At 66.8% G+C, this 19,652-nt stretch carries 22 protein-coding genes; 1 reads left to right on the top strand and 21 read right to left on the bottom strand.

Going from position 1 to position 19,652, the window contains the following annotated elements; genetic code table 11:
* Positions 1-2: 2 nt before the first annotated feature.
* The 18 genes from ACWEKR_RS06150 to ACWEKR_RS06065 form a co-directional block, all read right to left on the bottom strand.
* Positions 3-1,709 (bottom strand): Gp37-like protein, encoded by a 1,707-nt coding sequence (locus tag ACWEKR_RS06150; protein WP_452353569.1) that lies wholly within the window; start codon positions 1,707-1,709, stop codon positions 3-5.
* Entirely contained in the window at positions 1,706-2,614 is a 909-nt protein-coding gene (locus tag ACWEKR_RS06145) for a hypothetical protein (RefSeq protein ID WP_452353568.1), read from the bottom strand. Before ACWEKR_RS06145 ends, ACWEKR_RS06150 begins: the two co-directional genes overlap by 4 nt.
* Complete coding sequence (locus tag ACWEKR_RS06140) at positions 2,611-6,879, bottom strand: transglycosylase SLT domain-containing protein (protein ID WP_452353567.1); 4,269 nt, start codon at positions 6,877-6,879, stop codon at positions 2,611-2,613. Before ACWEKR_RS06140 ends, ACWEKR_RS06145 begins: the two co-directional genes overlap by 4 nt.
* Before the next feature lie 4 nt (positions 6,880-6,883).
* Positions 6,884-7,294 carry a hypothetical protein gene (locus ACWEKR_RS06135; RefSeq protein ID WP_452353566.1) on the bottom strand — a complete coding sequence of 137 codons (411 nt, stop codon included), beginning with the start codon at positions 7,292-7,294 and terminating at the stop codon, positions 6,884-6,886.
* Positions 7,295-7,320: 26 nt separating this feature from the next.
* Positions 7,321-7,746 (bottom strand): hypothetical protein, encoded by a 426-nt coding sequence (locus ACWEKR_RS06130; protein WP_452353565.1) that lies wholly within the window; start codon positions 7,744-7,746, stop codon positions 7,321-7,323.
* An 83-nt stretch (positions 7,747-7,829) separates the two neighbouring features.
* On the bottom strand, positions 7,830-8,756 hold the full coding sequence (locus tag ACWEKR_RS06125; RefSeq protein ID WP_452353564.1) for an Ig-like domain-containing protein: 927 nt from the start codon (positions 8,754-8,756) through the stop codon (positions 7,830-7,832).
* A 70-nt stretch (positions 8,757-8,826) separates the two neighbouring features.
* Positions 8,827-9,321: a phage tail termination protein gene (locus tag ACWEKR_RS06120; RefSeq protein ID WP_452353563.1), complete on the bottom strand. Its 495-nt coding sequence runs from the start codon at positions 9,319-9,321 to the stop codon at positions 8,827-8,829.
* A complete protein-coding gene (locus ACWEKR_RS06115) occupies positions 9,318-9,734 on the bottom strand; it encodes a hypothetical protein (protein ID WP_452353562.1) in 417 nt (138 codons plus the stop codon). Before ACWEKR_RS06115 ends, ACWEKR_RS06120 begins: the two co-directional genes overlap by 4 nt.
* Positions 9,689-9,994 (bottom strand): hypothetical protein, encoded by a 306-nt coding sequence (locus ACWEKR_RS06110; RefSeq protein WP_452353561.1) that lies wholly within the window; start codon positions 9,992-9,994, stop codon positions 9,689-9,691. Before ACWEKR_RS06110 ends, ACWEKR_RS06115 begins: the two co-directional genes overlap by 46 nt.
* Before the next feature lie 50 nt (positions 9,995-10,044).
* Positions 10,045-10,440, bottom strand: coding sequence for a hypothetical protein (locus ACWEKR_RS06105; RefSeq protein WP_452353560.1), 396 nt, complete (start codon positions 10,438-10,440; stop codon positions 10,045-10,047).
* 3 nt (positions 10,441-10,443) lie between these two features.
* Positions 10,444-10,785 carry a hypothetical protein gene (locus tag ACWEKR_RS06100; RefSeq protein WP_452353559.1) on the bottom strand — a complete coding sequence of 114 codons (342 nt, stop codon included), beginning with the start codon at positions 10,783-10,785 and terminating at the stop codon, positions 10,444-10,446.
* Positions 10,782-11,690, bottom strand: a complete 909-nt coding sequence (locus ACWEKR_RS06095; protein ID WP_452353558.1) for a major capsid protein — start codon at positions 11,688-11,690, stop codon at positions 10,782-10,784. Before ACWEKR_RS06095 ends, ACWEKR_RS06100 begins: the two co-directional genes overlap by 4 nt.
* A 14-nt stretch (positions 11,691-11,704) precedes the next feature.
* Positions 11,705-12,082, bottom strand: a complete 378-nt coding sequence (locus ACWEKR_RS06090; RefSeq protein WP_452353557.1) for a capsid cement protein — start codon at positions 12,080-12,082, stop codon at positions 11,705-11,707.
* Positions 12,083-12,097: 15 nt separating this feature from the next.
* A complete protein-coding gene (locus ACWEKR_RS06085; protein ID WP_452353556.1) occupies positions 12,098-12,532 on the bottom strand; it encodes a hypothetical protein in 435 nt (144 codons plus the stop codon).
* Between the two features lie 140 nt (positions 12,533-12,672).
* Entirely contained in the window at positions 12,673-13,770 is a 1,098-nt protein-coding gene (locus ACWEKR_RS06080; protein WP_452353555.1) for a VG15 protein, read from the bottom strand.
* Positions 13,771-15,087: a phage portal protein gene (locus ACWEKR_RS06075; protein ID WP_452353554.1), complete on the bottom strand. Its 1,317-nt coding sequence runs from the start codon at positions 15,085-15,087 to the stop codon at positions 13,771-13,773.
* 133 nt (positions 15,088-15,220) lie between these two features.
* Positions 15,221-16,993: a hypothetical protein gene (locus ACWEKR_RS06070; RefSeq protein ID WP_452353553.1), complete on the bottom strand. Its 1,773-nt coding sequence runs from the start codon at positions 16,991-16,993 to the stop codon at positions 15,221-15,223.
* Positions 16,977-17,351 carry a hypothetical protein gene (locus tag ACWEKR_RS06065; RefSeq protein ID WP_452353552.1) on the bottom strand — a complete coding sequence of 125 codons (375 nt, stop codon included), beginning with the start codon at positions 17,349-17,351 and terminating at the stop codon, positions 16,977-16,979. Before ACWEKR_RS06065 ends, ACWEKR_RS06070 begins: the two co-directional genes overlap by 17 nt.
* An 89-nt stretch (positions 17,352-17,440) precedes the next feature.
* Between ACWEKR_RS06065 and ACWEKR_RS06060 the strand changes: the two genes are divergently transcribed.
* The gene (locus tag ACWEKR_RS06060) at positions 17,441-17,995 is read left to right on the top strand and encodes a hypothetical protein (RefSeq protein WP_452353551.1); all 555 of its coding nucleotides are present in this window, start codon (positions 17,441-17,443) and stop codon (positions 17,993-17,995) included.
* 120 nt (positions 17,996-18,115) lie between these two features.
* Here ACWEKR_RS06060 and ACWEKR_RS06055 read toward each other — a convergent pair whose 3' ends face one another.
* The 3 genes from ACWEKR_RS06055 to ACWEKR_RS06045 form a co-directional block, all read right to left on the bottom strand.
* A complete protein-coding gene (locus ACWEKR_RS06055) occupies positions 18,116-18,421 on the bottom strand; it encodes an HNH endonuclease (protein ID WP_452353550.1) in 306 nt (101 codons plus the stop codon).
* Complete coding sequence (locus tag ACWEKR_RS06050) at positions 18,421-19,104, bottom strand: hypothetical protein (protein WP_452353549.1); 684 nt, start codon at positions 19,102-19,104, stop codon at positions 18,421-18,423. Before ACWEKR_RS06050 ends, ACWEKR_RS06055 begins: the two co-directional genes overlap by 1 nt.
* A gap of 111 nt (positions 19,105-19,215) precedes the next feature.
* Positions 19,216-19,626, bottom strand: a complete 411-nt coding sequence (locus ACWEKR_RS06045; protein ID WP_452353548.1) for a hypothetical protein — start codon at positions 19,624-19,626, stop codon at positions 19,216-19,218.
* Between the last annotated feature and the right edge of the window lie 26 nt (positions 19,627-19,652).

Genomic DNA, 19,652 nt, shown 5'->3' with positions numbered 1-19,652 from the left:
CCTTACGAAATCAGGTGCACGCCAATGTTTTGGATAGTGGTCAGCGCCTTTGTCATCAGGCGCGCGCTGCGCTCGGCCATGCTCAGCGCGGCATCCGCCTTCCCGACGGTTGTGCCCCAGCCGAAGAACTTCTGCGCCTCGAAATCCCAGTCGATCTCCATGGCTTCGACCTGGTCGACGAACAGCTTGTCGGTGACATGGCTAGCGGTCGAGGCGATGCGGTGGCCGGTGTCGTAATCCAGGCCAGGCAGGTACTCTCCGCCGTCGCGCATCGTGAATTGGTGCGCGGTCTGCGCTTTCGTCGACTCGAACCCGGCGCGCAGCGCCGCGACGGCGCTGAGACTCCACGAGTTGTTTTCCGCGCCCTGCTGGAACACCTCGTACAAGTGGACCCAGCCGAGGTTATGAGCCCGAGTGTTGTTCGTCCATTGCAGCCACGCGAAAATAGTGCCCACCAAAAATGGCATGACGACGTCCGCGACAATCGATCCGAGACCGGAGAATCCAGCCAGTAGGAAATAGCCGATGAGCGCCGCGATGGATTCGATCGTGAGCCGCGCCAAGTTGTCGGCCAACGGGTTGTCTCCGCCGACGATGACGCTGACGGCGGTGGCTGGTGCCCATGTGAGCTGGCTGGTTTCGATCTGGCTATATCGGCTGTCGCGGATCGTCACGTGCGGCGCCGATGGCACGGTGCCGTGGTAGTGCTCCTGGTAGTACTCGTCTGGCCAGATTGTCTCGTCGTCGGTCACCAGGACGCGGTAGTCCTCGACGAACCCGGACAGGAATTGCGCGACAGATCGCTCCAGGCCCGCCGCGATCCCGCCGCCGGTGCCGGTGCCGGCCGCGCCGTAGTAGCCGGAGTTGTCGACCACCTCGAAGACGAGCGCGCCGTTAGCGATGTCGGGCACGCCGTCGATCGGTGAGGTCTCGCCGTCAACGGTGAGGATCCGCCGATACGTGATCGTCAACTGTGCGTCGTCGAGCGCGTCGGCGACCACCTGGTCTATGCGATTCATTCGCGTCGCGAGGATTGTCCACAGCGAACTGTCGTCCAGATCGAATGGCTTGGCCTTGACGAATACTTGCCAATCGGACCAGTCGAATAGGTCGTCCCAACTCTCGACATTGAATGGATCGTCGGGCAAAGTCCATGGATGTCCGTTGAGCCTGATGAGGTTCATCAGGATCAGCATGGAAACTGCCCATTTCGCAGGGCCGAAAATTGGTAGCACACGCGGAAATTGGAAGACCGGAATGGGCAATGCCGGGTTCGGCGGACCGAGCATGAATTGCAGGAACTGAAGATCGTCCACGAAATTCACTTCGAGATAGTGAATTCGGTTCTTCGTGATTACATTCCAGTTCTTGAGCAGACCCGACCAGCGCTTCGCGCCGCCCATCGCGCACACCGTGAGGACGACGTTCTTCTTCGCATCCGGATCATCCGGGATACTGGTCAACCATCGCGCGAGATGGTGATCCAGCCGCAGCCGCAGCTGACCGCCCTGCGACTTGTTGTTCTTCCACGGGAACTTCCCGGCGACCGTCTCGGGAACCCGGCCGCGCAGCGTCAGCCCCGGCGAGCCGTCCTGCTGGTTCGTCCACAGCCTGACGAGCGGCGGCATCCGGCGCAGGCGTGCGAGGTTCTCGCGTATCTCGTCGGTCTGCGCCATCAACGCTGGGATGTCGGCCAGCGTGGTCGTCACAACGTCACGCCCCACGGCCGAGAAAACCAGCGCGGCAGCCAGAACTTGATCCCGCCGCCAGGGCTCACACCCTCGGCCTGCACGGTCACCGGAGTCGGCAGCGTCCCGGGCGCGATGGGATACAGAAGGCCGCGCGAACCCCAGCGGTTCTGCACGGGCGCGCCGTTCGCGGCGATCAGTGTCGGCAGGTCCGGGTCGGTCTCGATGCTGAGGTCTTCGCCCGCGAAGATCTCCGGCAGCCACTCCATCCGCACGGCGTCGTCGTCAGCACGATGGAACGGATAGACCGACTTCGCGTAGATCTTCTGACCCCAGCTGCGATCCGGCACCCTGTAGCGGCCAGGCGCGTTCGCGAACCCACGCCACCACACAGGAACGTCGCCGCGGTTCTCCCACATCAACGTGCCGGTGTCGTTCGGCGCGGACGGCTCCCATTCCAACGGGATCGGGTCGGCCTCCCAGAACGGGCGCTCGCAGGCGGCCGAGATCGCCAGCGTCGAATCGCGCGTCAGCCACGGATCGTATTTCTCGTACTCCTCGCTGGCATACGCGGTCGGCTCCATGAGCAGCCGCATCTGGATGCGGCGGATGCCGTAGGGCGAGTGCGCCTCCATCGTGAAGGTGTCCTCGCCAACCATGCCGAGCCCCATCCGGAAACGAGAGTCGATGTCGGCCCACACCAGCGGATCCGGGTTGTGAATCTGAACCGAGAACACGGGATCTCTGCGATCGAACTTCATCCCCTGGTAGTGGGAGCCCGTGCTGGATTCCAGCCAGAACGTCCGGGCCGGTGCGTCGATCAGCTTCGACGGGCCGGGACGCAAGAGCACGCCCTCGGTCTCGTCGGTCAGATTCCAGCGGTGCCCGAACTTGTCGATGAGGAAGAACTTCAGGAATCGGCTCATCCTGGCAGCCCCGCAAAGTCGCCCTGCGCCTGAATCGCCTGATGCCGCTCCAACTCACGGATGAACTCATGCGGATCGGCGAGCTGCATCGGCGCATGGAAATTGATCGAGTTGTCCCGCCGCACCGTGGTCGAGTCCCCGCCGCGCGGCCCCATGCCTGCGGGCAGTGGTGGCAGCTGTGCGGGCAGGCTCGCCTGGATCGACTCCAGCAACGGCAGCGAGGATTCGAACACCTCGGTCTCTCGTGGCGACAGCACCCGCTCGGGCTTGATGGTTTGCTTCAACATGAAGCCGATGCCCTCGGCGATGCCGCCCTGGTCGTAGCCGTGGCCCTGCCCCCATACGCCCTGCGGTGATCCATAGCGGGCGACCGTGTACCGCAGCGACGCGGCGATGTTCGCGCCCGGATCCCAGATGTCATTCGGGTACAGCGCCGACCGGTGTGTGGCGAAGGTCGGATCGATCACCTGCATCAAGCCCTTCGACGGGGTGCCTTTCTCTGCGTTGGAGTCCCAGAGGTTGATGGCCTTCGGGTTGCCGCCGGACTCGGTCTTCATCTGCGCCAGGCCGAGAGTGAGCCAGTCCGCGGGCATCGCCAGGGCGTGCAGGACCTGCGCGAAGGTGCCACGCCACTGCTCGACTCCGCCGCCCGGGCTGTAGTCGACCGGTGTGCTCGAACCCGTACCGCTCGCGGTTGCTGCGGACCTCTCGTCGCGGTCGACCGGCAGGTTCTTCGGCTGGTAGGCGTAGCCGTCTGCCGCCGCACCCTCGCCGCCCTGCTTGGTGTAGAAATCCACCACGGTCGACAGCGCCTTGTTGTACGGGTTCGACGACGACAGCACGCTGTTCTCCAGCCCGAGCCCGGCCAGAATCCCCTCGGCGAGGATGCCGCCCGCCTTGCTGAAGATGCCTTGCAAGCTGAGGTCGGTCGTGCCCCCGCTGCCATCGGACTTGTACGTCTCAGCGCGCCGGTTCTGGGCACGCTGGTAGTCGCGGTCCGCGGCGCTCTTCTGCTCATCGGTCGAGGCGGGGTCGGCGTAGACCTGATTGCGTTTCGTGTTCGCCTGGTCGACTGCGGCGTCGGCGTCCTCGAGGTCCAGGTCCCGGTTCGAGCGGCGGCCGGGCAGCGGCGCCTGCGGCAGCAGCGTCGCGCCGGGCCCGCCGAGGCCGGCCTTCTTGTCCTCGAGCTGCTGCGCCTTGTACTTCGCTTCGTCGACCTTCAGTTCCGCGGCGCGGCGGTCGGAAGGGCTGACGTTCTTCTTGAAGTTCAGGACCCGCAGGTCTTCCTCGGCCTTGGTGATCGCGTTGTACGCCTGCTGCAGGTCGATCTCGTCGCCCGCGTCCCACGGTTTGATCGCGCCGCCGGTGCGCATCGGCCGCACGAGTCCGGCCTTGAGCGCCGCGCGGAATCGGTACACGCCCGCCTGTCCGCCGAGCCGGTCGACGTCGCCGACGTCGAGCATGTGCTCGCCGGGCATCGCCAGAATCGGCACAGAGTCGACGCCGGGGATTCCTCCGGTGATCGGTCCGCCGTCTGCGCGCCCGGGTAGCCGACGACCCTGCTGATCACGGGGAAGGGACTCAGGGCTCTGCACCGGTGCGCGACCCTGCCCCGGCGCCGCACCCGAGTAGGTCGTGTAGGAGTTGATCCCGTTCGGGTCGTCGACATGTAGCAGGATGTTCTTGGTCTCCGGCTTGACGATCTCCCGGATCTGCTCCTTGGCGCGGGCATCGTCGAGCGTGACCTTGACTGTGCCGTCCTCCATGTGAGTGACGGTGTAGCCGAGCTCTTCGAGCTTGCGCTTTTGCTCGTCGGTGGTGGACGAGACGACGATGGTCCTCGAGTTCGGCACCTGCGTCACCGCGAGCCCCAGCTCTTGGAACGACTGCTTGCCCTGCTCGGTCAGCGCCCACGTGCCGTTGAGGGTCTCGTTGATCCGCAGCTGCGCCTCGCGCGCCTTGCCCGTGTTGGTGCCGAGGCCGTTCATTTCGCCGCCGAGCGTCGCCGCGGACTCTCCGACGTCGTTGAGCATCGCCTTCAGCTCGGCCAGGTCGAAGGTAAGCCCCGCCGCCTCATACTTCTTGACCGCCTCGGGAATGCCCTGCAAGGCCTGAGCGACATCGGTGTTGGTGAGGCCCGCCCGCGTGGCGAGCTGCCACTCGCCATTGCTCGTGTCGGCCTGCTCCAGGATGATGCGCGTCAGTTGGGCGTTGATCTTGTCCCGCCCTGATTGATCCAGGCCGAGGCCTGCCCGCACGTACTGCTGCGGGTCGACGCCGAGGGTCTTGGCCCGCTCGAGGAAGCCGCGGGTCTCCAGGTCCTTCGTGGTCGAGGTGAGGGTTTCGCGGGTGACCGCGCCGGTCTGCTCGTCGAGTGTTTCGCGCAGCGCTTCCAGTTTGCGTTTCTGGTCTTCGGCAGCCTGGGCCGCCTCCTGGTGCTTGGTTGCGAGCAGGCCGAGACCGACTGCCGCGCCCGCCAGCGCCAACCCGAAGATCCCGCCCGTGCCGAGCATCGCGCCCAGGCCCGAGAGTCCGGATCGAAACGCGCTCGCGCCGGCGCCCGAGGCCGCGGCCTGCGCCACGGTGTACCGCTCGACAGCCGCGGAGGCCGAGGCCCAACCGGTTTGCAGCGCGGAGAAGATCGGGCTGAGCGTCTTGAACGCCAGGTAGCTGATCAGGACGGTCTTCAGAATCCCGTCGTGCCGGTCGAGTAGTTCCGAACCGGCGCGCAGGAACGGCATCAAGATCGCAGACCAGGCCTGAGACGCCTCGTACACCGACTTCAGGATGCCGCCGACCGATTGCAGCACGGGTAGCCAGCCGTCGAGCTGTTCGCGGCCCTCACGGAAGAAGACCCGCAGATCCGCTTGGCCCTCCAAGGATTTCAGCCAGACCGCCATGCGTTCGGTCAGCCGGTCCACCGTGGTTAGGAAACCCTCGCCCTCGCCCTTTCCGGCGCGCAGGAACGATGCCACCGACGAGCCGAGGTTGCCGATGATCGACAGCAGGTCTCGGCCGGCGTCGATTCCTTCGCGCATCCAGCGCGTCAGGTCGCCGGACTTCTCCGAGCGGGTCAGGAATGCGTCAAGGCGCGTGGCAGCGTTCGTGAGTCCCTGCGCCAGCGGCGGTAGGAACGTCGACCCAGTGCCGCCGAGAGTCCGCACGCTGTTGATGACCGGGGTGATCGAACCATTCAGGATCCCCGCCGCCTCGGCCGTGTTGCCGAACACCTTGTCCAGGAACCTGCTCGACTTCTCGTCGCCGAGCTCGTCGACGGTCTTGCGGATCCCGATGTTGAACTGGCCTGCGACAGCGCCCATGCCGCGCTCGAGCGCTGGCATCTGCGCCTTCATCATCCGGTCCAGCGGCTGCGACAGGTGGTCGAGAGTAATGCCCTGGATCCGCTTCTGGATCTGCTCCCACTCTTTGCCGTTGCGCTTGACGGTGTCGACCAGGGCGCGGCCCTGCTGGTCGAGCTTGTCGTACGCCTCCATCCCCTTCTTGCCGTCCGCGAACGCGTCCTTCATGCCCTTCAGGCCGACGACGAGCGTGCCGACACCGGCCGCGGCGCTGGCGAAAATGCCGGGCAACAGCGCCCCGGCTTGCGCGAGCGCTTGGATGTCGGCGCCGATCGAAGCGATGGCGGCCCCGCCGGCGGGCAGCGCCCCGATGCCGAGCGCACCAGCATTCAGAATCCCCGCGGTGCCGAACCCGGACAGCAGGCCGCCGGATCCGGATCGTCCGCTGCCGCTGGTCGCGACGTTGACCGTGACCGTGTGCCCGTTCAGCGCAGCGATCCGCGCGGCCGCGGCCGCCGTGTCGGCGTCGACCTGGATCGTCATGTCCTGGCCGGCCAGCCGCCGCAGCGCCGCAATATCGTCCGCGGCGACTCGGGTATCCGCGCCGACTCGGATGTCGACGCTCAGATCCATCAACGCCAGCCGCGCACGGATCAGGGCTTCCAGGTTGTCGAGAGACGTCTGGTCGACGCCGACCTCCACGTCAACCGCCGCATGGATCAGCGCAAGGTGCAGCGCGAGCTCATTGGCAAAATCGGTCAGGTCTGGGTTGATCTCGACATCGAGCGAGGCCTGGACCAGCTTCAGGTAGTCCTCTACCTGCTGCGCGAAATTCGTGAAGTCCGGCTTGATCTCGACGCCGAGCTCGGCCTCGACCCGTTCCAGGTCCTCTCGCAGCTTCCGGACGAAGTTGCTGAAATTGGGGCCGATCTCGACATCAGCGGTGCCCGCGGAGAAGTTCGACACTGACTCACCCCCTCCCGGGAAACAGCTGCGACATCATGCCGTTCATCGGTTCGCGGCGCTGCTGCTCACGCGCCGCGAGATGCGGATAGTCCGGCCACGGCTCCATCGGCGCGGTGGCCGTATCCGCGCGCACCGTGCCGTAGGCGATCTGCGTGAGGCGGTCGAGGATCTTCGTCAGCGTGGCTTCGTGCCAGCCGAATCCCTCGATAGCCGGTGGAGTCGGTTCTTCCGAGCCCGTCTTCTTCTTCGCCAGCTCGGCGACGACATCGGGATCCTGGATTCGCTGCGACCAGCAGTCCGTGCCCATGCGGCTGCGGAAGCGCTCGAAGAACTCGAACAGGGTCCGCCAGTCCCTTTGTCCGCGTAGCCAGTCATCGAGATCGAGGCGCAGGATCGCTTGCAGATCCCAGCGCAAAGCGGCCCCGTAGACGCCGACGACGTCTACGAGGCCGGAGTACCCCCCACCTCTGCCGCGCCCCGGCCGAGGAAGTGATTGCTCAGCAGCATCTGCAGACCGATCAGCAGACGGTCGCCGTCGGGCTGGGTCTTGAAGGCCTGCACCACACGCAGGAGCTGCCGGTCGCCGAGCAGCACACTGAGGATTCCGATCGAGTCGTCACGGCGGCTGGCCATGTCGAGGACGATTTTGCCTTCGAGATCGACCGGGAACCGCGCGATCACCGGCGGATCGAATCCCCATTCCTCGCCGAGCTCGTAGGGTTCCGTCACCGTGGCACTGAGCTTGGCGTCTCCGGCGATGGCGCGGAGTTCGTCGAACGCGGCGATCTTCTCCGGCACCGTTCTCGGCGGGGCCTTCTTCGCCGCCACCTTACGGGCAGCGGTCTTGCGTGGAGCACTGCCGGCCATGATTCCTCCTGGTTCCCTGGTGAGTCCTGGTGGAAGCCGCCCCCGCGCCGCACCAGGAAACGGCAGCGGGGACGGCGCTCGGGTCAGGCGACAGTGACCGCGCAGGTGTCGGTCTGGCCGTTGAGGGTGGCGGTGATGGTTGCCGCCGAGCCAACTGCCACCGCGGTGACACGGCCTGTCGTCGAAACGGTCGCTCGGGCCGCATTCGACGTGCTGTACGTCGCGTCGTGCGTCCGATCGAATCCGTTGTTGTCGGTCACGATCAGCTGCAACGGCTCGCCTACCGCGAGGGTCGCGGTTGCCGGGGTGACGGTGATCGACGTCGGCGCGGCGAGGAAGCCCGCCGCAGTGACCAGATCGTCGGCGCCCGCGCCCGCGACGCCGAAGTCGTACAGCGCCGGATCTCCGTCCTCGCCGAGGAACTCGGCATCCTCGAAGATGGTCAGCGTCATCGGCAGCGGCATCTCCTTGCCGATCATTCCGGCCAGGGCGCCGCGCTTGCTGGCAGAGGTCTTCGGGAAGAAGAACCACGGGTAGAGATCACCGCCGGGCCCGGAGTCGCGGCCGATCAGCAAGGTCGAGTAGTAGAAGACGTTCAGCGCGGACGGCTTCGACATCCGCCAGCCCTTGCCCGGAGCGACGGTGGCCGGCGCGTCGGGGGCGAGGTTGTGCCACTGGGTGAGGTTGCTGCGCCGCCACTCCTGACCGCTGTAGTCGATCGTGAAGGCCTCCGAAGTCGGGATCACCCGCCGGTGTGCAGCCGATCCGTAGCCGCGGACCGGGGAGGTTTGCAGGTCGGGCGCCAGCGAGACGCCGGCCTCTTCCTTGATCTCGCCGGTCGGCAGCCAACCGGCGGGCAGCGCTTGCAGGACGCCGGAGCTGTCGCAGATGTCGGTGGGTGCGTAGGGTGCGCCCGGCTCCCACGGGTACTGGAGGACGGCCCAGTCGAGAGCCGCGGTGACCAGGCGGTCATCCTTGGCCTTGAGGGCGCTGAAGGTGGTGGGTGCCATGTCGGCACCTCCTTTCGGGCATGACGGTCAGCCGCGGCGCTCGGACGAGCGCGCGGTGCGTCGGGGTGGGTCAGAGAGGAAGGGACTCGCGGATCGCCACGTAGTCCGGGATGTCGCGCGGCAGGCGGCATTCGACCCGGAAGGTCGCCGGGACCAACCGGCTGTCAGGGTTGAAGTCGAGCATCTGCTGAGGCCCGACCATCTCCTCGACGTACGAGATATGGGTGATCGATCCGTCCTCGCGTCGCACGGGCCCGCCGCGCTTGTAGGACAGGATCATCTGGCGCAGGTACTCCATGACCGCCCACGAGTCCGCGCGGGTCGCGGTCAGTACCCCGACCTGCACAGCCGCGGCGTCGAACACGCCGTCGGCGCCGAGGCCTCCTCGATAGACGCTGGCCACGGCGCACCCGGCGCCGAGCAGCTCCTCGAGGTTGTCGGGCAGCCACGTCACGGCCAGCCCTTGCGGGGTGAGCAGATCCAGGTACTTCTGCAACAGGTCCAGCATCACGAGCTCGCGATCGGGATACCCACCCTCCCACCAGGCCGGGAACTGGACGGTCACAGCAACTGGCCCAACATGTTCAGCACGCGATTGAGGTCGCGCACGCCAGCGACAACGCCAGTGACGTTGCCCTCGTCGTCGTGCACGTCATGGCCGAATTCGTGGCCGAGAGCGTGCGGTGCCTCGCTGCCACCGATAATCAGCCTGGACTTCCATCGGTCGTGCATCCGGCCACCGCGGAAGGTCTCGATGCGCGCGGACCGCGCCAGGCGGCCCGTGCGTTTCGCGACGATCTCTCGGTAGATGGCCTGCGCCATCTCGGCACGTTCGAACATCAGCGCACGCATCTGCGGACCGACCAGCAGACCGGCGATCGCCGGATTACTACCGGCACCGGAGCTGTCCCGGTACGGGATGTTGTGGCGCATCACGTCACCGCCTTCACTGTGAACGTTTTGTACCCGGTGTCCCATCCGGTCATCGGGTGCACGTGATCCCAGTTCGCCGGGCCGAGCACCTGATAGACCACACCGGTCGCCTCGCGCCGCACCTGATCGGACTGGCGCACCTCGGCGGAGTCGCGCGGCACCGCCAGGGTGCCGGTCAGCGCCGCCGAGTCCCGCGCTGTGGCCGGGTAGGTACCGCCGGGTTCGACCGGCACGTTCTGCCAGAACACGCAGCGTTCGAGAGTGCCGACCGCGGTACGGTTCCGGTCGCCCGTGCGATCACCCACGCCGCGCAGGATCGTCCACGTCTCGCCGAACGGGACGTTGAACGGCTGCACTACAGCCCCGGCCCCGACATCGACACAGCGCCGGACACATTCACACCCAGCGCGGCGAGAATGCCATCACGCTCGGCGGTGGTGATGTACAGATTCCCGTCCGGGTTCCGGAAGGCAATCTGTGTCGAGAACGGACCCATCACCTGATAGGCGGATTGGGCACCCTCAAGCGCACCGCTGGTCAGCGCACGACGAACCATGCTGCACGACAGGATTTTCAGGCCCTCGGCGAGTTGTTCGTTGTCGGCCGCCAGGGCCTCCAGATCGCCGAAGTCCTTGAACCAAACGCCGAGCCACCACGCCGCGTCGCCCATCAGCACGGTCACGTTGGCCTCGCTTGCCTGGGGCAAGGCCGGTGGTCGCGCGATCAGATCGGCATACGTGGCGTAGGCCATCGGTCAGCCGTCCTTGCGGGCGGCGCGCTCGATCGCCACGAGGATGTCGGCCTTCTTCGTCGCGTCGCCGAGGTCGATCTCATTGGCCTTCGCGTACGCCTGCAACTGCGCGACGGTCCACGAATCCGACGGCTCACCGACGAGGCCCGGCTCGGGCTCGGCCTCCTCGACCGGAGCCGCCACCGGGACGACTTCGGGCTTCGACATGAGCACGTTGAGCCGGTCGAATCGCTCCACGTTGTCCGGATGTACCTTGACCTTCGCGCCCTCGTACGCGGTGCGATGCATGCCACGCTCGTCGACGTAGGACATCAGCCCGACGACGACGGTCCGTTCGGCACTCATGCCGCGAGACCTGTGAATTTCAGGACCGAGTACGGGTTCGTGACCGCGAACAGCGGGCGGACCGAAGACTGCACCCAGGTCGACTCGATGGCCTGCTCGCGCCATGTCTCGGTGGTCAGCGGCTTCTCCAGTCGCATCTGCCCAACCTGCTTCTCGGCCACCACGAACGCTTCACCGGCGGTGACGCGGTTGGTCGAGATCATGTCCACGCCCCAGTTGTTGAGGACATCGCGCCAGCGGTCGCCGTAGATGGTCTGGAAGTTGAGCATCTCCTGCGGGTTCACGATCCACAGATTGAAATCCGCCCCGAGTTCGAAGGTCTCGGACTTCAGTTCGGCCTTCGCGAAGTCGGCGGCCGGGAGGGCAGCGTTGTTCGTGGTGGTCAGCGTGAGGGCTGCGGCATCGGCCCACGAGTTGCCAACCACCTGCACTGCCGAACCGATCGCCGTGATCGAGGCGTCGAGCGTGGCGAGCGCCCGCTTGTGAATGCCCCGGTTCATGGTGTGGGCGAGCTTCATCGACTCCTGTTGGAGCATGGTCGGATCGTTGCGATCACGCGCTTCGTCGGTGACCGGGAACTTGCCACCGAACTTCTCGACGACGGCGAGCTTGGGCTCGGGCCGCGCCGAGGTGACGATCGGGAACTCCGCGCCCGGCTCGACATTTTGGATGTCGCGCTCAAGGTAGAGGTCGTTCGCCATCAGCTGCGAGTACAGCAGCGCGCCGCCGCTGACGCCGCCCGCGGCGGAGAAAATCCGATCCGCGTAGAACTTCTGCAACGTCAGGTCCGACAGGTACTGCGTGATGCGTGTCGGTTCCTTCAGCATCAGATCGACGGTGATCTGATTCCCGTTGAGGGTCGGTAGACCGAGAGGGTACTGCGTTGCGACAGGTGCGCCAACCATGGTTCACCCCTTCCTTACTCGTAGATCCGGACGAGGATGTCGTTGCCGTTGGTCCCGGCCTCGACTGCCTTGCCGACTGCCTTGCCGGAGGCGAGGGTGATCGCTCGGCCGGACGAGCCGACCTCGATCTCCGCGCCGAAGGCGATGGTTCCGCCGGCGGTGACGGGGACGATGCCGCCGCAGATGATCGGCACGCGAGCGCCGGAAGCCGCGTCGTAGGCGGCAACGCCGAACGCCTTCGCGCCTGCCGCGGCGGTCGCCACCTTGATCAGACCGGTCGTCGCGTCTCGGGTCGCCGACACGTCGACGAATGTCTTGCCTGTGACCGCGCCGGTGGTGAGACCAGTAATGTCTCGGCCCGGCCGGAACAGGGGCGTGCACTCATTTGCCATGAGAACAGTCCTTTCCTAGGTACGTCCCCGGGGCGGGGCGGGTCGCCACGACTCGGGATATGCGGTGTCCGCCGGAGGTGGCGGGGTGGGTGAGGCGCCGGGCCTCAGACCTTCTACCGGCCGATCACTCGGCGGCGGTGGGGTCGGTGTGGCGCTGGACGGATACCGGGCGGCGAGGCGCGCGGCGCGGGCGTCCAGCTCTTCCGGGGTTCCGGACCCCAGCAAGTCGTGATCCTCTTCGGGAATGCCGTGCTTCGAGGCAGCGCGGAGCACATTCAGCTCGGCCTCACGCTGCGCGGCGGCGGCCTCGGCGGCGGCGGCCCGCTCGGTCGCACGTTGCACCTCGGTCTTCGCCGCCTCTTGCGCCTCAGTGTGCGCCTGGACGATCGGCTCGGCCTCGCGGTACTTCGTGCGCCAGCTCGCGTTCTCCTTACGCAAATCCTTGATCATTGCCTCGTACTCCTCCGGCGTCCTCGGCGCAGCAGGCTCGGGCGGTGTCGGATCCCCGGGAGGCGCAACCGGATCGGCAGGCGGCACTACCGGTGGCGGGTCTGCTGGTGCAGGCGGGATGGGGGCGGGCGTGGGAGCGGTCATTCAGCAGCCCTCCTGGGGCGTCGGGCCGTCGCCAGGGCGGCCGGTGGGTTTTCCTTGATCGCGGCGGTGAACGCGGTGAGCGCCGCGCTGCCGGACAAGCCTTCGGTGGAGTCAGCCCAGAGCTTCTCGATCTCCTCGCCCAGCTCCGGTTCGCGCTCGATGCGGCGGAACGCCCTGTTGAAGACGCGCCGCGGTTCCTCGTCGGCCTGGCCGGCCGCCGTGCTCGCGGCGATCCAGAGCCGTTCCAGCCGCTCGAATTCCTCGCGGCCTTCCCAGTCAACTCCGCGGCGCACCAGCACGGCCTCGCAGTCGCAGTTGTCGTGATACCGCTCGCCCAGCGCGCGACTGCCGCGCGGCCGACCGCCGCGACCGACAACCGTCAGCGCGGACTTGTCCGAGCGGTAGACCGGCCCACGGCTGGCCAGCATGGCGCAGAACGGGCAGTTCTCGGCACCGCTGAGCACGCGGGCCCAGCCGACCTCGTCGCCCGCACCGAGCGCCGCGTTCACCACCGCGTTGCGGCCGGCCTCCGCAGCGTGCCGGGTCAGGGTCGCCGACAGTCGCTCGGAAACCTGCACAATCACCCGAGGGTCGGTGCGGTTCTCCAACGTCGGTGCGATCACCCGGCTACGTGACTGCCGCCGAGATCGCGGGTCGAGTTCGCTCGGGGCAACCACACGACTACGGGGGCGTTCGGCCACCTCCTGCGCACTCACCCGGGCCCGCTGCCGTGGCTGTTCGTCGACCGCGGTGACACGTACACGAGAGGCTGGCTGCTCGGTGCGCGGTTCGCGCGCAGGCCTTGGTGGTGGCGGAGGCTCAACCGCGCGCTCGATCGCCGCGACCACTGCGGCGACCGGGTACGGCTCCGGTTCGGGGATACGAATGTTCGGGTCGAACTCCCTGATCGAACGTGCGGCCTGTGCGTGGCTACGTCGCCGGGCCGACACCACCTCGCGGTGCAAGCGCCGTGCCATCTGCTGACGCTGCTCCGGTGTGACCGGTACGCCTTCGGCGCGCATGCGGCGCAGGATGAGGCGGCCCAGCGCTGCGCCGAGGACCCGGTGCAGCAGCCGCAGCGCGGCGGACAGCATTTACGCCTCGATCAGGCGATCGTCCTGTGCGGCGCGCGCGTCGAGGGCACGATTCACCTTTTCGCGCGTCCAGCCCGGAATGTCCTCCCAGAGGATTTCGTCCGGCACGTTGAGCATCGTCGCCATCTTGCCGAGGGCGTCGACGGTCTGAGCGAGGCTGCGCGCGGTCTGGTCACGCCAAATCACCTCGCTGGCAAAATCGCTCGCCGCCTCGGTGTCACCCGCGATGTGTGCAGCGGTGCGCAGCATCTGCTCGTAGCTCTCACCGAGGCTCGCCTCGATCTCGGAGACCTTGCGGTCCTTGCCCGCTTCGAGTGCCGCCAGGCTCGCCTCGCTGATGTTGCTGATGCCGGAAAGGCCGAGTTGCTGCGCGGGCACCTGGCCGATCGCGGCGGCGTCGCGGAGCGCGGACTCCTTGGACTTGATGTAGTTCTCGAGATCGGTCGCGTCGAACTGGCCGGCCTTCACCGTGGCGTCCTTGAAGTACCAGGTGTCGCTCGCAGCGTGGCGCAGGGCATCCGCTTCGTTCTTCGGGATCCAGCCCATGATGTAGCGCTGCCGGAATGCGCTCCAGTACTGAGCGACCAGCATCTCGAATGTGGTCTCGTTGATGCGCTCTTGGATAGTCAGCAGCGGTTCGACGATGCCGTACTGCTCTTCGCCGTCGAGCAGGATGCGGTCCTGGAACCGGACGACAGGACATACGCCGACGTCATGGGAGCGGGCCTCGATGTATTCGAAGTTGTTCGCGTTTGTGTACGTCGGGTCGGTCCAGCCGAGGCCGGACTGTGGTGGCACGTTCTTCGCACCGATGAAGTGCACCGCTTTCTCGTCGTACAGACGGATGTGCGGGCCCTTCATCTCCATCGCGTAGATCGGCCACGCGTCGTCTACCGGGCCGCCCCTGCGCGGATCCCACTCCAGCGGTTCGCCGTAGAGCGCGGTCATCTGCCGCGGCGAGACGCCACGCAGCATCACCGGTGTCTCGCCTGGGGGGCCGTCGCCGTCGCTCGGTCGCAGCGACGGCAGCACCGTCACATACGACGCGCCATAGTGCAGGGCACCGCGATTCACGCCGGTCTGCTTCGCATCGAATGCGTTGCGCTGCCACCACTTCCACGGGCCTGCCCGCATCCCGGTACGTAGCCCGCCCAACGGATTCACGGTGACATTGGTCAGGTAGTTGTCGACCTTCAACGCCTGGCCGAAGACATCGAGAATCAGCGGCAGGAAGTTGGTCTGACTCTTGCGGGCGAGTCCCGGCAGTGGGCCAGCCATCTGCGCCGAGGTTGCGCCGCGAATCTCCAGCGCTCGCACCGCCTGCTCCGGCGTCCATGGGCGCAGCGCCGCCTCCAGCTTCTCTAGCCGCTGGAGCTCGTACGCGCGCGGACCGGATAGTAGATATCGGACGGCGTCGACGGCCTGTTGTCGGTTCACCGATCACCGCCTCTCACACGAACACCGCCTCGCCGGACGGTTCTGGATTCGCGATCAGCCATATCTTTCGCATCAGCCGGGCGCCGACCATCGCGACCGCGCCGTCGACCTTTCTCGCCGAGCCGCGCGCAGCCTTGCCGAGGCCGACGCCGTACTTGCCCGGCCGCCGCCGCGCGTTGTGTACGTGGGCGCGCTGCCGCTTGTTGCCGTCGTGACGGAATGCGCCGTCCTTGATGTCGGTTACCGTGCGCTCAGCGTGCTCGGTGTGCAGCGCGGCGTGCCGCGGCGACCGCATGTCCCAGATGATCGGATGCTGCCGATCCCCCGACTTCACCGCGGGCAGCCGCCAGTCCTGGATGGTGGCCCACTCGTCGCACAGTGGCTCCCAGAACAGCTCCCCGGTGTCGTCGTCACGAGCGTCGGATGGGTCGCACCAGAAGCCGTACACATCCCAGCGGGCACACGCCCATCGCACGCGGCCATCGACGTCGGCGCGGTCCACCAGCCAGGCGCGTTTGCTGTCCCAGTTCGCTGGACGCTCCCAGATGCCGACCGTCCAAACGTCCCCGGTGTCGAGGCGGCAGCCGATCAGCGCGGTTGAGTCGTCGCTCTTCGAGCCGTCGAGGAACAGGAACACCTCGGTGCCCTCGGGCGGCACGATGCTCGGATCCGCCAAGCGGTCCCACAGCTGCGGCGTCGTCCAGGCATCGGCCGTGGCGACCACCTGGTTGAACCACTTGCGCCGCGACTCGCTCGGCGGGTTCGCCGGATTCAAGATGCTCTTGACGATGCGGCCCTTCGGCCGGGTGTCCAGCCAGTACGAGTCACCGGCGATCGAATGCACAACCGCGGGCGCATCCTCGGCCGTCAGTGGCGCCTCGGGCGGCGCTTCCAGCGAGTCGTACAGCAGGCCGAAGTCCATCGCGGTCGGGTCCTCGCCCTGCGTTGCGTCGTACGCTTCGCGCATCCGCTCGCCCACCGAGTCCTCACCCGGCCGATAGGCGTTGCAGATGTCCATCATCCGGGCGGCGCCGGCCTCCGACTTCGCGGCGTTGCCCTCCAGCGCGCCTGCCATGTCGTGGCCGCCGTTGGACGAGTTCCAGTTCTGGGTCTCACATCGGAACACCTGCGTCGGGCGGCCGCCCTCGATCGCGAGCGGCGATGATGTGACCGCCTCGATCTGGCGGGTGTCGCCGAGTCCGTAGACGTTCAGCTTGCCGATCTGGATTCCGAAGTGAGCTCGCGTCTCCGCGGGCACCAGGGACGGGAACAGCTTCATCGTGTTCTTGGTCTGCTCCTGGCTGACCGCGATGATCTGCACCCACGCGTTCGGCTCTTCGCGCCCGACCGGCCGGTCCCCGTCCCAGTGGTCGAACGTCACCTCGGCGAAGCACGCCGCCATCGCCAGGCACGCCGCGATGGGATCCTTGCCCCAGCCCTTCAGCCGCTGCAGCACCGCGGAGTGGTACAGCCAATCGCCGTCCTGGTCGACTGCGAAGTACCACAGGATGTAGCGCGTCTGCTCCGGCGTGAACTGCCACGGTCGGCCGTGTTTGTCCCGCAGCCACCGCCCACACCACGCCAGCACCCGCCAGCCGAGCGTGCGCTCGGGCAGTACCCATCCGTTGTCCCACTGCCAGACCGGGCCGATCTTGACCGGCTCGTATTCGAGGTCGACCGGCGGTACAGCGTCCTCGAGCTGTTCCTCGTACCAGCGGATGATCTCCGCGAACTCGGACTCGGGCGTCGAGATGAGGGCAGGGCCAGCGCTACGCGCTCTGGCCACGAGTTGCCCAGCGGGCGTTCGCCGCAGCGCGAGCCGCTGTCGAGCGAGACTCTTTCTCCGCCTCGCCGCCGTCGGCGTCGGGCAGCTTCAGCTGACGCAGCAGCGCGGCCAGGGTGGCGCGGTGCTGGCGCAACTCGGTCACCATCGGATGAACGACCATCTGCCCCATCGACCCGGGGATCATCAGCGAGCCCTTGTTGAGCACCGCCTCGAGCTTGTCGATCAGGTCGACCTCGCGCGCAGCCTCACGCAGTACACGCAACTCGTCGGGACGCAGATCCCACTGGCCGACGATATCGCTCCACAGCTTGCGGCCGCCGGGGCGGAGTCCCTTCGGCGCAGCGGGTTTCGATGCCATATGAACCTCCAGGGCTCTCGAACCGTCACCAGGGCGGCTGGCAGATGCAAATGATGACCGCCGCGGTTTGGCGGCGCTACTGTCACGACGTGGACACCATCGGAGATTGGCTTGAGCTGGGCGGCACGCTGGTCACGTTCTACGGCCTCTGGTTCGCGTGGAATCGGAACTCGAATAGGCTTCTTCGACAACGCATCACGAGATCGACTGAGTACATCATCAACCGGACCAAGCACTTCTTGGCGGTGATGTTTCCTTGCCTGCGCCGCAGCGCGACGGTCGTCGTCTTAGCGGCTGAGGCTTCAGCGGCCGCCCACAACGCCACGGCATCGGTGCAATCAGCTGTCGACCCAGGCAGACCGGTCCTGATCCAGATCCAGCAACTCGCGGGCCAGTTCGAGGCAATCAGCAACGACATACACGCCTTGCGCCAGAGGATTGATCAAGTCGAGGCCACCGGGCGTTCCCAGACGACGCGCGCGGAGAAGGCTGCGGTCCAAGCGATAGCCGACCTGCGCGCGAACAGCAGGATCGATGCGTTTACGGATCTGAGCATTGCCCTCAGCGGGATCTTGATAACCGCTACCGGCATCGTATTCGGCATGGTCGCGGAGGGCCGATTCTCCTGGCTGCCTTGGGGGTAGGTCAGCATCTGCCGACGCAGGCCGACGGGCAGGGCGCTCTGACCTGCGGAAAAACAGGGGTGGACCGCACGCATGGTCCGAAGTGCTATGCCTTCCGCCGTCCGGCGGGCCCGGCGAGGGTCACCCCCCACCCCCGGCGGCGCGCCTGAGCAGCCGTCCGGGATGGGGTTCGGGCTCGCGGTACCGACTGGCTCGGGCTCGGCCGGCCGCGGCCTCGACCTGGATCTTCGCCTTGTGGCACTCGGTGCAGAGCACCTGCAGGTTCTCGTCTTCGTCGGTTCCGCCGGCCGCGACGTTCTTGTCGTGATCGACATCGTGGCCTGGTCTACCGCAGTTTTGACAGATGCCTTTGTCGCGCCTGCGGATCCGGTCGGCCTGGCGCCGTGGCACTCCGCGGTATCGGTCGGGGTCGCGGGACCAGGCCATCAGTACAGGCCGGACCGTGCCTGCTGTTGCGGCGCTCGCATCTCGTCGACGTAGCGTCGCATCTCCGCAAGGTCGGCGATGCTGTAGGGCGCGGCGCGGTCCACCGTGCTGTGCACGATCGGTCCGCGCTCGTCGACGCTGCATCCACGGTCGAAGATGCAAGCGAGCTCGATGGCGTTGAGCACAGCTTCTTCGGGGTGTCTGCCGGATCGGCCAGCGGTGATCAGGCTGCCGAGCGCGAGGTCTCGACCGGACCCGATGGCGATCTTGCCGTTGTGCGGCCGGATGGCAGTGTGAGCGAAGACCAGCCACATGTGCTGCCGCCATGCGACGAGAAGGTCTGCGTCGAGTCCGTCAGCGTTGTCGGTGTGCGCCGCGATGAGTGGCGGCTTCGCATCAGCGAGGATTTCGGTGATCGCTTCGGCGAGTGCGCCTGCCCATCGGTCCGCCTCTGCGGTGTCGGCCGGGTCGGCCGGTGTGGCTTCGATGGTGAGGTGTCGGTCGAGCATGCGGCCGGCGGCGGCGTTGCCCGCGGCGCCGATGAGCACGCGCTCGCCGTTGTTCGCCGACAGGACGCCGATCTTGCCGCGCGTGCTGTAGACGAACGTGCCGCCGTAGTCGGTTGCGGTGTCGCATCCCATGATCACGCGGTCGCTGAGCGCGACGGCTGCGATGACCGTCATGCGTGGCTCACCACGGCACCGCCATCAGGATGTGCAGCGGGATCGCCTTCAGCACGGTCAGATGGCCGATTGGGTAGCACAGCAGCGCGTGCACGATTGCGTACAGGTCCATCACGCCTCCTCGCGGTCCGCGAGGGCCCGTGCGACCTCATCGAAGAACCAGGACGTCGGTGTCGTCGGAGGATCCGGCTCGACGACGCGCAGCAGCACCGGCTCGCCGCCTTCGGGCGGGGTCGCCTGAGTCTCGCGCGACTGGTCGAGATAGAGCACACCGCCGTCGCCGTCGATGGCGCCGCCGGTGATGCGGACGTAGCTGCCGTCGTCGCGGAGCAGGAACCGGTCGGCGGCGATGGCAGTGTCGTCGAAGTAGGTGGCGATGGTGTTGGCGTCGATGCCGGCCTGCCCGGCGAGGTAGTCGCGGCTGCCGGTGGTCCGGGTCTCGATGTCGACCTGCGCCGTGGTGGGCAGATCGCAGACGTGCGTGAACGTCTCGAAGTCCTGTGTGCGCTGGATGCTGGGCATTTTCCGGTGACCTCCTGGTGGATGGT

It is taken from the genome of Nocardia sp. NPDC004573 (assembly GCF_053602135.1).
Note: the sequence above shows the minus strand (reverse complement) of the source record. Positions and strands in the feature narration are given on the sequence as shown.

Coding starts and splice junctions, on each gene's coding strand:
- ACWEKR_RS06065 (WP_452353552.1), bottom strand. CDS start 17,351: ATGGCATCGAAACCCGCTGCGCCGAAGGGACTCCGCCCCGGCGGCCGC.
- ACWEKR_RS06115 (WP_452353562.1), bottom strand. CDS start 9,734: ATGGGACACCGGGTACAAAACGTTCACAGTGAAGGCGGTGACGTGATG.
- ACWEKR_RS06055 (WP_452353550.1), bottom strand. CDS start 18,421: ATGGCCTGGTCCCGCGACCCCGACCGATACCGCGGAGTGCCACGGCGC.
- ACWEKR_RS06145 (WP_452353568.1), bottom strand. CDS start 2,614: ATGAGCCGATTCCTGAAGTTCTTCCTCATCGACAAGTTCGGGCACCGC.
- ACWEKR_RS06125 (WP_452353564.1), bottom strand. CDS start 8,756: ATGGCACCCACCACCTTCAGCGCCCTCAAGGCCAAGGATGACCGCCTG.
- ACWEKR_RS06090 (WP_452353557.1), bottom strand. CDS start 12,082: ATGGCAAATGAGTGCACGCCCCTGTTCCGGCCGGGCCGAGACATTACT.
- ACWEKR_RS06085 (WP_452353556.1), bottom strand. CDS start 12,532: ATGATCAAGGATTTGCGTAAGGAGAACGCGAGCTGGCGCACGAAGTAC.
- ACWEKR_RS06105 (WP_452353560.1), bottom strand. CDS start 10,440: ATGGCCTACGCCACGTATGCCGATCTGATCGCGCGACCACCGGCCTTG.
- ACWEKR_RS06045 (WP_452353548.1), bottom strand. CDS start 19,626: ATGCCCAGCATCCAGCGCACACAGGACTTCGAGACGTTCACGCACGTC.
- ACWEKR_RS06050 (WP_452353549.1), bottom strand. CDS start 19,104: ATGACGGTCATCGCAGCCGTCGCGCTCAGCGACCGCGTGATCATGGGA.
- ACWEKR_RS06095 (WP_452353558.1), bottom strand. CDS start 11,690: ATGGTTGGCGCACCTGTCGCAACGCAGTACCCTCTCGGTCTACCGACC.
- ACWEKR_RS06130 (WP_452353565.1), bottom strand. CDS start 7,746: ATGGCCGGCAGTGCTCCACGCAAGACCGCTGCCCGTAAGGTGGCGGCG.
- ACWEKR_RS06100 (WP_452353559.1), bottom strand. CDS start 10,785: ATGAGTGCCGAACGGACCGTCGTCGTCGGGCTGATGTCCTACGTCGAC.
- ACWEKR_RS06080 (WP_452353555.1), bottom strand. CDS start 13,770: ATGCTGTCCGCCGCGCTGCGGCTGCTGCACCGGGTCCTCGGCGCAGCG.